The organism is Pseudomonas sp. BP8 (genome assembly GCF_017875955.1).
GTDB lineage: Bacteria > Pseudomonadota > Gammaproteobacteria > Pseudomonadales > Pseudomonadaceae > Aquipseudomonas.
Genome location: NZ_JAGINK010000001.1, coordinates 693,585 through 706,513, shown reverse-complemented (window position 1 = coordinate 706,513; position 12,929 = coordinate 693,585). Strand labels below are relative to the sequence as shown.

At 63.7% G+C, this 12,929-nt stretch carries 8 protein-coding genes; 4 read left to right on the top strand and 4 right to left on the bottom strand.

What is annotated here, in order from left to right:
- Positions 1-6: 6 nt before the first annotated feature.
- Positions 7-1,308, top strand: coding sequence for an Nramp family divalent metal transporter (locus J3B00_RS03085; RefSeq protein ID WP_209863546.1), 1,302 nt, complete (start codon positions 7-9; stop codon positions 1,306-1,308).
- Between the two features lie 137 nt (positions 1,309-1,445).
- Here J3B00_RS03085 and J3B00_RS03080 read toward each other — a convergent pair whose 3' ends face one another.
- Positions 1,446-1,799 carry a response regulator gene (locus J3B00_RS03080; RefSeq protein ID WP_209874552.1) on the bottom strand — a complete coding sequence of 118 codons (354 nt, stop codon included), beginning with the start codon at positions 1,797-1,799 and terminating at the stop codon, positions 1,446-1,448.
- Positions 1,800-1,828: 29 nt separating this feature from the next.
- Positions 1,829-2,830, bottom strand: coding sequence for a response regulator (locus J3B00_RS03075; RefSeq protein ID WP_209863542.1), 1,002 nt, complete (start codon positions 2,828-2,830; stop codon positions 1,829-1,831).
- 263 nt (positions 2,831-3,093) lie between these two features.
- Here J3B00_RS03075 and J3B00_RS03070 point away from each other — a divergent pair, with 263 nt between their 5' ends.
- Positions 3,094-8,190, top strand: a complete 5,097-nt coding sequence (locus J3B00_RS03070) for a trifunctional serine/threonine-protein kinase/ATP-binding protein/sensor histidine kinase (protein ID WP_209863539.1) — start codon at positions 3,094-3,096, stop codon at positions 8,188-8,190.
- A gap of 194 nt (positions 8,191-8,384) precedes the next feature.
- Here the strand turns inward: J3B00_RS03070 and ycaC are convergent, their stop codons facing one another.
- Together ycaC and J3B00_RS03060 are read right to left on the bottom strand one after the other, a co-directional pair.
- Positions 8,385-9,011: an isochorismate family cysteine hydrolase YcaC gene (gene ycaC, locus J3B00_RS03065; RefSeq protein WP_119137219.1), complete on the bottom strand. Its 627-nt coding sequence runs from the start codon at positions 9,009-9,011 to the stop codon at positions 8,385-8,387.
- 80 nt (positions 9,012-9,091) lie between these two features.
- Positions 9,092-9,457, bottom strand: coding sequence for an AraC family transcriptional regulator (locus J3B00_RS03060; protein ID WP_245362475.1), 366 nt, complete (start codon positions 9,455-9,457; stop codon positions 9,092-9,094).
- A gap of 247 nt (positions 9,458-9,704) precedes the next feature.
- Here J3B00_RS03060 and J3B00_RS03055 point away from each other — a divergent pair, with 247 nt between their 5' ends.
- Positions 9,705-10,679 carry a GlxA family transcriptional regulator gene (locus tag J3B00_RS03055; protein ID WP_209863536.1) on the top strand — a complete coding sequence of 325 codons (975 nt, stop codon included), beginning with the start codon at positions 9,705-9,707 and terminating at the stop codon, positions 10,677-10,679.
- A 192-nt stretch (positions 10,680-10,871) separates the two neighbouring features.
- Positions 10,872-12,659 (top strand): monovalent cation:proton antiporter-2 (CPA2) family protein, encoded by a 1,788-nt coding sequence (locus J3B00_RS03050; protein ID WP_209863531.1) that lies wholly within the window; start codon positions 10,872-10,874, stop codon positions 12,657-12,659.
- The last annotated feature ends 270 nt before the right edge of the window (positions 12,660-12,929 follow it).

The following is a 12,929-nucleotide window of genomic DNA, read 5'->3' as shown; positions in this document are numbered from 1 at the left end:
CCCGCGATGACGAGCATTCCTTCCGTTGAGGGCAAAACCGCCACGCCCTCTCAAAGCCGCCTTTCCCGTGTAGTCAAACTACTCGGGCCGGGCATCATTGCCGTTCTGTCATGGCTCGGCGCCGGTGATCTGATCACTTCATCCGTGGCAGGCGCCAACTACGGCTACGCCATGATGTGGGTGCTGGCGGTCTCGCTGCTGCTGCGCTATCTGATCGTCAACATCATTGCCCGCTTCCAGCTGTGCAATAACCAGGGGATGACCATCCTCCAGGGCTACGCCCAGCTGCACCCGGTATTTGCCTGGTTCATGCTTGGTTATGCGCTGATCATGGGCCACTTGATGAACGCCTACATGATCAAGGGCGCGGGCGAATCCCTGGCGATGCTGCTGCGCATCGACTACCCGCTGCTGTGTTCCATGGCCGTGGTGCTCGCCGTGTGGATGCTGGTGGGTCGCAATATCTATTCGATGATCGAAGGGGTGATGAAAGCCCTGCTGGCGATCATGACCCTGGCCTTCCTGGCCCTGGCAGTGATGTCCGGCCCGGACGTGGTCGGCATCGTCAAAGGCACCATCGGCTTCAGCATTCCGCCTGACGAAGGCGTGCACGGTGCCATGCTCGTGGCGGTTTCGGTGATTGGTGCGGTGGCCGGGTCGGTGGCCAACTTCGTCCACCCGTACGTGATGCGCCAGAAGGGTTGGGTCGGGCCGCAACACAAGCGCGTGCAGCGCAACGACCTGCTGTTTGCGGTGTTTGTCGGGATCGTCATCAACCTGGCGATCTGGATTGTCGGCGCCGAGATCCTGCGGCCCAACGGTATCGAAGTGAACACCCTGGCGGACCTGGGCAAGGCGCTGGAGATGTTCTTCGGGCCGATTGGCTGGTACGTGTTCTTCATCGGTGTGTTCGCCACCCTGTTCGCCAGCATTTCGGGCAAGACCACGGCCTTCCCGATGCTGATTACCGATGCGCTGCAGCACGTTCAACCGCAGCGTCGCGCCAAGTACGGCAAGGAGTTCCACAAGGATCCGGCTCACCGTTGGTTCATGCTGTTCATCCTGGTCACACCGCTGGTCTGGTCGATTCCGGGCATGCCCGATTTCGTTACCCTGACCATTGGTGTCAGCGCACTGAACATCATCGGTTTGCCAGTTATTTCGCTGGGCTTGCTGATCATGTCCAACCAGAAGTCGCTGCTGAGCAAGGAATATCGCAACAACCTGTTCGAGAACCTTGCGCTGGCGTTTGCGACGGGTCTGGCGTTGTGGGTTGCGTTCCAGCTGGGAGTCGATCTGTTTACCTGAGTCGTCGTACAACGGCAAAATCTGTTAGGGCCGTTGTGGTGAATCAGTGCGGGCCTCTTCGCGGGGCAAGCCCGCTCCTACAGGGATAGCGGCGCAGTCACTGTAGGAGCGAGGGGGCCGGCACTGACAAACCACTGTCAGTGCCGGCCCAAGGCCAATCCCACCGCATCGAGCAGCGCCTCTTCGCTGAACGGCTTGCGCAAACACGCCACCGCCCCTTCGCGCATCGATTGATCGAGCCCATCGTCATTCCAGTGCGCCGACATGCAGATTACTGGCAACCCCCAGCCGAGCACGGCCAGCTCGCGCTGAATCTCCAGCCCACCCAGTTCCGGCATCTTCAGATCGAGCAGCGCACACCCCGCCTCTCGCGCCAGACCGGACGCCAGAAACTCTCCACCGGAAGCAAACAACAACGTACCGAACCCGGCCGAACGCAGCAGGTTGGCCAGGCTCTTGCGCACCGACGCATCGTCATCAACGATGCACACCGATGCCTTGTCGCCCAGCCGGTCCCCGTTCATGCGGCGCTCTGGCCCTCGCAACGGCGGCTGCCTTCGATGACCTGGTGCATCGAGACCAGATCGACCAACGAGCGCGACTGCATCTTGTTCATGATGTTTTTCTTGTGCACCTTGGTGGTTACTTCACTGGTACCGATCTGCTTGGCGATCTGCTTGTGCGACAGCCCGTTGACCACCAGCGCAAACACCTCGCGCTCGCGGGTGGTCAGCCGGCCATACTTGTCCTTCACATGACGCGCATGCTGCCAGGCCCTGCCCGCGTTGACCGCACGGGCGCGCACGGTATCGAGCAATGTCAGCAGTTGTTGTTCATCGAACGGCTTGGTCAACACCTCGACCGCACCGGCACGCATTGCCTGCACCGTCATCGGCACCGTGCCGTAGCCGGTCATGAACACCACCGGCCAGGGCAGGTCGAGCTTGCCGAGCAGATCCTGCAACTCAAGCCCCGTCGCTGCCGGCAGGTTGATGTCCAGCAGCAGGCAGGCATAGGGCGTGTCGCACTGGCTCTGCAGCAGCTCTTCGGCCGAGGCGTACAGCCGGTGGGCGATGCCCTGCGAGCGGAACAAGCGGCCCAATGCAGTGCGCACCGAAGGGTCGTCGTCGACCACCAGCACGGGCACTGCGGCGCCATCCTCGCCAGGCGCCAGCGCGTCGGCATCGAGGTTGAACGAGGCGCGGTGGGCGTGGGCCAACGAGGACAGGTCGCCAGCCGGATCGACCGCCAGACGGTAGCCGCGGCGCGCCACGGTCTGGATCAGTTGCTTGTCGCCAAGCATCTTGCGCAGCAGTGAGATCTGCACCTGGAGGTTGTTGTCTTCGACCACGGTACCGGCCCAGACCTGGCTGAACATCTCTTCCTTGCCAACCACCCGCCCGTTGGCGCGGATCAGCATGGACAGCACTTCGAAGGCGCGCCCACCGAGCGGCAACGGTTTACCCTCGAGGAAAGCCTCACGCCGCTCCAGCGACACCAACGCATTGCCTAATCGGATCATGATCGTCTCGAATCTCACAGGCCATGGCGGTCGCGCAGCCTCGTGCAATTTAGGCCAACGCCCGCGTCCAGACAATTATCCCGAGGGATAGGTTGGCTTGAGGATACACCCCGCTACCGCTTGGCAATCGGCCAAGGCCGACTGCGCAGGGACCATAACGGTCAAGATGGTTCCCGTTCCTGCCAAGCCGTGTGGGGCAGACCTTCGTATCAGGGCCGCTGCGTATACTCGCGGTCACACTGCAGGTTGTTGAGGGTTGCCCGATGCTGGATGAACGCCTCGTTCACAGGCCCATCGATAACGATCCATCACTCGATGAAGACTGGCTGAATCGTTGCGACACCGCCTTGCTTGGGCAAGAGGGCGAGCTGACCTTCTTCCGCATGTGGGACGCCCGTTCAGGCAAAGCCTGGATCGCGGTACGCGCCCCAGTCGAGTCGCCAGCCGCCTGCCAGCGCCTGGAGCGCGACTACCGGGTCCGTCTGGAGCCAGCCTGGGCGGTGATCCCGGCAGCCTTTATCCGCTCGGCCGAGGGCCCCTTGCTGGTCTACCCCGCAGGCGAATCGATCGCCGACGTCATCGCCCAAGGCCGGCCAACCCTTGGCGCGTTCTTGCAGATTGCGGTACATGCAGCCAATGCATTGACCCTCGCCCATCAGGCAGACGTCCTGCATGGCGCACTGCAACCCCGGCACCTGTTTCTGCTCGATGACAACCAGGTCAGGCTTGGCGGGTTTCGCGCCGACACCGCCGACCTGACCGCCAGCCAAGGTACGCACGGCGTCAACTGGTCGTACCTGGCCCCCGAACAGATCTGCCCGCATGGCTCAAGCAGTGATCGGCGCAGCGACATCTATGCATTGGCGGCGATTCTCTATCAGATGCTGGTAGGCGAGCTGCCGCTGCGCGGTCGCGACAAGCTGCACTGGCGCCAGCTGCATGCGGGCGTCCAGCCCAGGCCCGCAACCGAGGTCAGGCCGGCACTCCCGGAGACGATCAGCCTGATTCTCGCCAAGGCCTTGGCCAAGGAGCCCGACGCCCGCTACCAGAGCGCCCAGGCACTGGCAGTGGACCTTGCCCACTGCCAACGCCAATGGGCCGCCAAACAGGCCATCGAGGTGTTTCAGCTCGGCCGTTGCGACCCGGTCCCGGCCACCCGGGAAGGCTTGTACGGGCGCACCGGCGAGATGCGCGAGATTGCCCGCATCCTCAAGACCCAGGGCCGCGACAGTAGCCCACAGTCACTGTTCATCAGTGGCGCCACCGGCATGGGCAAGTCGAGCCTGGTCAACGCCGCCCTGCGCGAAAACGCCCGCGGCTATTGGGCATCAGGCAAGTGCAACAGTCTCGAGCAAGCCATCCCCTACGCGCCGTGGATCGACATCCTCGGCGCGCTGACCACCCAGCTGCTGGCCAAGAACAGCGCCGACCTGCAAGCGATCGGTGAGCGGATCCGGCAGCGCATCAAGGGCCGCGGCCGGCTGCTGGTCAAGCTGGCACCAGACCTCAAGCTGATCATCGGGCCGATGGCCGACTTCCCGGAAAAACTCTCCAGGCTGGCCCTGGAAAAAGAGCTGCGGGCAATTGTCGAGTTCTTCCAGGTGTTCACTGCGCCGGGTCAGCCGTTGGTGCTATTCCTTGATGATCTGCAGTGGGCCGACGATGCCACCCTGCATCTGCTGCGCGAGTTGATCGGCCAACCGCCGAGCAATCTGCTGCTGATCTTCGCCAGCCGCAGCGACGCGGCCGGCAGCAACACGCCGCTGGCGGCTGAACTGAGCTACCCACGGACCCTGCGCGGCCAGCGCCTCGACCTGCTGCCGCTGCCGGTAAGCGCGGTGGTGGAGCTGATCTGCGCGCGCTATCACGTCACCGCCGAAGAGGCGCAGCAGGTCGCCGAACTGGTGCATGCCAAGGCCGCCGGCAATCCGTTTTTCGTCCGGCAGATTCTCAAGGCGATGGTCGAGGACCAGCTGTTCACCTTCGATACCCTTGGCATGCGCTGGTCGTGGTCGCTCGACGCCGTGGCCCAGCACCGCTACGCCGACAATGTCGCCGACCTCATGGTGCACCGCTTGGCGCGCCTGCCCGCCGCCCAGCGCGAGGTGCTGCGGATCGCGGGCGCCGCGGCCGGACGCTTTGACGAAGACCTGCTGCGCAGGTTGCTCACGGTGGCCCCGGAGCGTCTCGGCGACCACCTCAAGGCCCTGCTCGACGCGGGTTTCCTGTCGCTCAGCCAACACGAACTGGGCTTCTCCCATGACCGCGTGCAGGACGCCGCCTACTGGCTCACCGCGAGCGATGAGCGCGCCGCGCTGCACGCACGGATCGCCCGCGCCATGCAGCGCACCTGGTGTGCCGAGCTGCCTGATGCATTGTTCGAGATCGCCAATCAGGTACAGCGTGCCGACCGTTTCGCCTTTGCCGCAGAAGAGTGCGAGGCGCTGATCGTGCTTTTGCAGGAGGCCGCCACCCTGGCCCGTGACGCTGCCTCATATGACCAGGCCTACGGCTACCTGCAGGCCGCCGAAGCCTTGCTGCACGCCAACGCCTCACGGCAAACCCGCCAGCAGCATGCGTTCGCCCTCGCCTGCATGGCGGCGGAGTGCGACATGCTGCTGTCGCGCATGGCCGAGGCCGAGCAGCGTATCGTGCAGTGCGGCCAGCGCGTGCGCTCGCCGCTCGACCAGGCCACCGCGTGCAAACTGCGCGCCCGCCTGAAGACCCTGCGCTGCGACTATGACGGCGCCATCGACGATGCGCTGGCCGGCCTGCGTCTGCTGGGCATTGCGCTAGAGCGCGGCCACGTGCCGCAACAGGTCGAGGCCGAGTACCGCAAGATCCACGCCCTGATCGAGCGTCAGGGCCGCCACTGCCTGGAGGCACTGCCCAAAGCCGAAAGCGAAGAGGTGATCATTGCCATCGGCCTGCTGGCGACGCTGTCCTCGTCGTTTTTCATCGAGGACGACATCCGCTTCCTGCACCTGGCAAAGATCATCGAACTGACCCTCGCCCACGGCGTTGCCCCGGGCAGTACCTACGGCCTGGCCTGGTTCGGCGTGATGGGCGCGGAGCGCTTTGCCGCCTACCACGACGGCCACGCCTACTGCCTGGCGGCGCTGAAACTGATCGAGCGGCATGGCTTCGAGACCGACCTGACCAGCGCCCTGCTGGCCCTTGACCAGGTCAGCGCGTGGACCGCGTCGATGGAGTTCGCCCGCCGCACCGCGCTTGACGCGATCGACTCCGGCCGTATCAGCGGCGACCTGGCAATGGCCTGCTACGCCCGTAATCACCTGGTTTCAGACTCGCTGGTGATGGGCCACCACTTGCACAGCGTGGCCGAGGAAATCGAGCGCGGCCTGGATACCGTGCGCCAGTGCGGCTATCGCGACATCGAACAGATCCTGCAGGCGCAAAAAGCCTTTGTCAGCGCCCTCAGCGACGGCGCCGAAGCCCGCCGCGAGCACACCGAAAGCGCACTGTGCGACGCCCCTGAAGACCCGCTCGGTTCACGCACGACGCTGTTCTTCAAGCGCCTGTTCGAGGGTATGGCGGCGTTTTACCTGGGCGATATCCAGCAGGCCGTGCGCGCCCTCGACCAAGCCGGGCCACTGGCCTGGGCCGCACCGGCGCATATCAACCTGGCTGATTACCACTTGTTCTGCGGGCTGACCCTGGGCTGCCCGGAAGCCCCCGGCAGCCTTGAACACAAGCGTGAACAGCTGAGCCAATTGCGCGAGCGGTTTGCGCGCTGGGCGCAGTTCAACCCGATGACGTTTCGCAACAAGCTGCTGCTGATTGAAGGGGTGATCGCCAAGCTCGACGGTGACGGTCTGTCAGCCATCCGCTGCTTCGACCAGGCGCAGATCGCCGCCACCGCTGCGGGGTTTATCCATGAGCAGGCGTTGGCCCATGAGCAATTGGCCGAGGTGTGCATCCCCAGCGGGCTGATCTCGGGGGCCAACCTGCACCTGCGGATCGCCCGCGACTGCTTCCATATCTGGGGCGCGGCCGGCAAGGTACGCCAGCTGGAGACCCTGCATCCGTTTCTGCGCACTCAACCGATCCAGGAAACCTACCGCTCTGCTTCGCAGGCCAGCCTGGACCTGGAAGCTGGCATTGAAGCGGCCCGTGCGTTGTCGGAAGAAGTCCTGCTCGAGGGCCTGATCGAAACGCTGATGGGCCACCTGACCCTGCATTCTGGCGCCGATCACGGCGCCCTGCTGATTGTCAGCGGCGCCGAGTTCCAGATGGCCGCGGCGGCCGCGATCAACGATGGCGGCCTGCAGGTGAGCATGGAGGACTGCCAGAAATTCATGACCCAGGCGCCGCTGTCGATCATCAACGCGACCATGCGCACGAAGAAACCGCTGCTGCTGCACGACGCGTTGTGCGAGTGCCCGGAGGCGTTCCGCCAGGACCTGCACGCACGCGGCGCACGCTCGGTGTTGTGCCTGCCGCTGGTGATCCAGGGGGTACTGATTGGCCTGGTGTACCTGGAGAACCGCCTGGTGCCGAACCTGTTCGGCAGCCAGCGCCTGGCCATGCTGGAGATTCTCGCCTCACAGGCTGCGGTGTCGCTGCAGACGGCGAAGTTCTATACCCGCCTGGCCGAAGACAATCAGACCCGCGCGCAGATGGAAGCCGAGCTGCGCCGCTCGCGGGCGGAGTTGGCGCGCAGTTCACACCTGCAGGTGATGAACGAGCTGTCTGCCTCGATCGCTCACGAAATCAGCCAGCCGTTGTTGGGCATCGCCTCCAACGCCGCGGCCAGTTTGCGTTGGCTCAAGCGCGACGCGCCAGACCTGGCTGAGGCGATTGACGGCCTGGAAGACATCCGCGCCGACAGCGAGCGCGCCGCCAACATCGTCAAGGCGTTGCGCTCGCTGGCCAAGCAGGCGCCGCTGCAGGTCAAGCCGATCAACCTCGATGAGCTGGTGCAGGGGGTGATCCGCCTGACGTCGGCGGATGCGCTCAAGTGCGCAGTGAAGGTGCAGGTGCGGCTTGAAGCGGGGGTCAGCGTCAAAGGTGATCCGGTGCAGCTGCAGCAATTGGTGTTCAACCTGATTACCAATGCGCTGGAGGCGTTGGGCGGTTTTCGCGGGGATGGGCTGCTGCGCATTGGCACACGGCTGACCGAGGCGGGCGTGGAGATCTCGGTGGACGACAATGGGCCGGGGATTTCCGCCGAAGAGCGCGAGCGGATTTTCGAGGCGTTCTATACGACCAAGGCCAATGGATTGGGGATGGGTCTGGCGATCTGCAATTCGGTGGTGCGCGCGCATGGCGGGCGGTTGCGGGCGCTGGTGTCGGAGCTGGGTGGCTGTCGGATTCTGGTGGTGTTGCCGGTGGGATAGCGGGGGCCTGTGGGAGCGGGTTTACCGGCGAAACAGGTACCGCGCGGTGTATGGCACCGGCGTCGCCGGTGTTCGCGGGGCAAGCCCGCTCCTACAGGATTTGCGGGGCGCCCGATCCTGTTGGATTTGCGGGGCACTCGATCCTGTAGGAGCGGGCTTGCCCCGCGAATGGGCCGCAACGCGGCCCCACTGCATCAACGCGAAGTCAGTGCCGAATAGCTGTTCATCAGGTTGCGATAGTTGGGAATCCGCTGCGACAGCAGGTTGCCCAGCCCTTCGATATCGTTGCGCCAGTCACGGTGCAGCTCACACGCCACCGAGAACCAGTTCATCATCTGTGCACCGGCCTGGGTCATGCGCGCCCAGGCTGCCTGCTGCACGGTCTCGTTGAAGGTGCCCGAAGCATCGGTCACCACGAACACGTCAAAACCTTCAGCCAGCGCCGACAGCGTCGGGAACGCTACGCACACGTCGGTCACCACACCGGCGATGATCAGTTGCTTGCGCCCGGTCGCCTTGATCGCCTTGACGAAATCTTCGTTGTCCCACGCATTGATCTGGCCAGGACGGGCAATGTACGGCGCGTCCGGGAACATCTCCTTGAGCTCCGGCACCAGCGGGCCATTAGGGCCTTGCTCGAAGCTGGTGGTGAGGATGGTCGGCAGACCGAAGAACTTGGCCAGGTCACCCAAGGCCAACACGTTGTTCTTGAACTCGTTGGGCGAGAAGTCCTGCACGAGCGAAATCAGGCCGGTCTGGTGGTCGACCAGCAGTACCACGGCGTCATCTTTGTTCAGACGTTTGTAATCAGGATTGCTCATGACGGTGACTCCATTGGGTTGGGAAAGTCAGTGGCAACCGCCCTTGTCCACAGGGACCTATCCCTGAGGATAAAAACGGCTTAAGAAAGGTAGCTCGGTGCTTGCGATCGTGCTGCCATGCGCCAGGCTTTCGGCGGCTGTCCGACCAAACGACTGAAAGCACGGGTGAAGTGCGACTGGTCGCAAAACCCGCATTCCAGGCTGACGTAGGTGATCGGTGCTTCGGTGGCCAGCAACTGCTTGGCCTTCTCCATCCGCGCCAGCAGGCGCCAGGCTTGGGGAGAGAGGCCGGTATTGATCTTGAAAGCACGCGAAAAATGGCTCCGGGTCAGGTGACACAGAGCAGCGATGTCGATGATCGACAGCTCGCTGCGCAGCATCAGCTCCTTGGCCCGGCGAAGGCGTGTGGGGGTCAAGGCACCCGGCGCTAGGGTCTGGGGGGTCATGTCGACGCTCCTCATTTCAATGAGCAAAGTCTCGCCCTGGCGACATGACAAAGTCCTGAGCCAATCCTTAATAGTTATTAATTCTGCGGTGGGCCGTGAAATAGAGCGACTCAGAGGGTGATCCAGCCAAAACAGGTGCTGATTTTTCTGCACGTGCTGGCCCCAAGGGCTAAACCCTTACCTTAAGATGCCGATCTGGTTCGGGGTCAGGCCTTCTTGCAAGGGCCGGTTTTCAAGGTGAATGGGTATGCAGCAAAGTGACGCTCACCGTACGGTGGCACTGGTTCTTTTCAATGACGTGCTGATGCTCGATGTCACCGGGCCGATGGACGCGTTTGCCTTGGCCAACCGGTTTCTTCCGGAGCACAAACGCTACCGGCTGATCACCGTGGCCGAGGGCCAGGGCATCATTCGCAGCTCGTGCGGTTTGCAGGTGGTGGCCGACCTCTGCCTGCAGCAGTTGCCAGAGGCCGTTGACCTGCTGCTGGTACCCGGCGGCCCCGGTGCCTACGACATCGCCCTGCCCGGCGTGGAGCACTGGCTGACGCAGGCCGTGCACCGTGCTGGACGCTTCGGAGCAATCTGCACCGGGGTGTTTCTGCTGGCCCGCGCCGGGCTGCTTGGCGGCTATCGCTGCACCACCCACTGGAACTACGTCGAGCGCCTGGCCCAGCAGTTTCCCGAAGTGAAGGTCGAAACCGAGCAGATCTATGTGGTGGATCGCAACCTGATTACCTCGGGCGGGATCACTGCCGGTATCGACATGGCCTTGGCCGTGGTGGCCGAAGACCACGGCAAGGCGCTGGCGCTGGAAGTGGCCAAGGTGCTGCTGGTCGCCCGTCACCGCCAGGGTGGCCAGCTGCCCTATGGGCCGTTGCTGGCGGCGGTGCCACGCGATGGTTCACCCGTTGCGCGGGTCCAGGCGTACCTAGTCGATCACATCGACCAGGCGTTCACGGTGCAGAAGATGGCCGACCTGGTGGCGATGAGCAGTCGCAACTTTGCCCGCGCCTTTCAGCGGGAAGTGGGGCTTACCCCGCTGCAGTATCTGCAGAATGCGCGCATCGACTACGCGCGCAAGTTGCTTGAGGGTTCCGACCTGCCGTTGAAGGTGGTGGCGGCGCGCAGTGGGTTTGGCAGTGATCGGCACATGCGCAAGGTGTTTTGCGAACGCATCGGGATGACCCCGAATCAGTATCGGGCGCAGTTTGGCGGGGGCTGATAGCAGGAAGGTTCTGCGGTGCCCCCAATCCTGTAGGAGCGGGCTTGCCCCGCGAAGAGGCCAATCCTGATTGTCACTCTCTCGAGGACAATGTGTCCTCATCCAGCCAGATTGTCTTATCCACCCCCGCCCGCCACAATTCTCCCTTCACGTAATCAACGCTGCCCCGTAGCAGCTCATGGAGTTCGAGCGATGCCACACGAAGGCAGCCTTCTACAAACCGCCGTCATTTTCCTCCTCGCCGCCGTCATCGCCGTGCCCCTGGCCAAGCGCCTGCAACTGGGCGCGGTGATCGGTTACCTGCTCGCGGGCGTGGCCATCGGCCCGCAGGCCTTGGGCCTGATCCGCGATACCGAAAGCGTCGCGCACATCTCTGAATTGGGCGTGGTCCTGCTGCTGTTCATCATCGGCCTGGAATTGTCCCCGCGCCGCCTCTGGCTGATGCGCAAATCAGTGTTCGGCGTGGGCCTGGCCCAGGTGGTGCTGACCGGCGCGGTGATCGGCACCATTGCCCTGTTCGTCTTCGGCCAGTCGATGCCAGCCGCCGTAGTACTCGGCCTCGGCCTGGCACTGTCGTCGACCGCTCTCGGCCTGCAGAGCCTGGCCGAGAGCAAGCAGCTCAACGCACCGCATGGCCGTCTGGCATTTGCCATCCTGCTGTTCCAGGACATCGCCGCGATCCCGCTGATCGCCTTGGTGCCGCTGCTTGCCGCAACCGGTACGGACGCTGGCCACGGTGACGGCCTGGAACATGGCCTGAAGGTGTTCGCCAGCATTGCCGTGGTCATCGTCGGCGGCCGCTACCTGCTGCGCCCGGTGTTTCGTATCGTCGCCCGCACCGGCTTGCCAGAGGTGTCTACCGCCACTGCCCTGCTGGTGGTGATCGGCACCGCCTGGCTGATGGAAGAAGCCGGCATTTCCATGGCCCTCGGCGCCTTCCTGGCCGGCCTGCTGCTGGCCGACTCGGAGTATCGGCATGAGCTGGAGTCGCAGATCGAGCCGTTCAAAGGGCTGCTGCTCGGGCTGTTTTTCATCAGTGTCGGCATGGGCGCCAATCTCAGCCTGCTGCTCGAGTCGCCGTTGCTGCTGATCGGCCTGACCCTGCTGTTGATCGCCGTGAAATTGCCGCTGTTGATGCTGGTCGGGCGTCTGGGAGGCGGCCTCAGCAACGCTAATGCACTGCGCCTGGGCGTAGTCCTGGCAGCCGGTGGCGAGTTCGCCTTCGTGGTGTTCAAGCTGGGCAAGGATCAAGGCCTGTTCGATACCTACACCTATGACCTGCTGCTGATGACCATCACCCTGTCGATGGCCGCCACCCCGCTGTTGCTGCTGGTGTGTGCACGCTTGCTCAAGCGTCCGCAAATCACCCGCGAAGTGCCTGAGCAGTACAAACAGATCCAGGCTGATGCACCGCGGGTGGTGATTGTCGGCATGGGCCGCATGGGCCAGGTCGTCTCGCGCATCCTGCGCGCGCAGAAGATCCCCTTCATTGCCCTCGACACCTCGGTGGACGCCATTGAACTGACCCGCACCTTCGAGCAGGCGCCGGTGTTCTATGGTGACCCGCTGCGCGCCGAGGTACTGCATGCGGCCAAGGTCGGCGAGGCGGAGTATTTCGTCATCACCACTGACGACCCGGAGATCACCACCCGCACCGCCGAACGGGTCAAGCGCCTGTATCCGCACCTGAAGGTGCTGGCCCGCGCGCGTAACCGCCAGCATGTGCACAAACTGACCGACGTGGGCGCGGTGCCGATTCGCGAGACGTTCTACTCCAGCCTGGAGATGACTCGCCTTGCGCTGGTGGGGTTGGGCTTGTCCGAAGAGCAGGCCGCGGATCGGATTCAGCGGTTCAGCGAGCATGATGAGCAGGTACTGGAAACCCAGGGCCGCGTACGCGATGACCGCGCCAAGGTGATGCAGAACGCCAAGGAAGCGCGGGTCGAGTTGGAGCGGTTGTTTGAGTCGGATGCGGATTGATGTTTTGAGTTGAACATGAAGAGGGCTTAAGCCTAGCGCCGGTCAGTTAAGACTTGGTCGCCTGGTTGGGGGCTGCTTTGCAGCCCTTTCCGACCGCTCCGGCAAGGCCGCTCCTACAGGTACCGCGCTAGGCTCAGAGCCGGAGGCGATCACGGTCCCCTGTAGGAGCGGCCTTGCCGGAGCGCCGGACCGGTCGGAAAGGGTCGCGAAGCGGCCCCAGGATCTCAGGTTCAGCAACGTCCTACAGCATCTGAGGACGTTTCTTGCTGC

Coding starts and splice junctions, on each gene's coding strand:
- J3B00_RS03085 (WP_209863546.1), top strand. CDS start 7: ATGACGAGCATTCCTTCCGTTGAGGGCAAAACCGCCACGCCCTCTCAA.
- J3B00_RS03075 (WP_209863542.1), bottom strand. CDS start 2,830: ATGATCCGATTAGGCAATGCGTTGGTGTCGCTGGAGCGGCGTGAGGCT.
- J3B00_RS03070 (WP_209863539.1), top strand. CDS start 3,094: ATGCTGGATGAACGCCTCGTTCACAGGCCCATCGATAACGATCCATCA.
- ycaC (WP_119137219.1), bottom strand. CDS start 9,011: ATGAGCAATCCTGATTACAAACGTCTGAACAAAGATGACGCCGTGGTA.
- J3B00_RS03060 (WP_245362475.1), bottom strand. CDS start 9,457: ATGACCCCCCAGACCCTAGCGCCGGGTGCCTTGACCCCCACACGCCTT.
- J3B00_RS03055 (WP_209863536.1), top strand. CDS start 9,705: ATGCAGCAAAGTGACGCTCACCGTACGGTGGCACTGGTTCTTTTCAAT.
- J3B00_RS03050 (WP_209863531.1), top strand. CDS start 10,872: ATGCCACACGAAGGCAGCCTTCTACAAACCGCCGTCATTTTCCTCCTC.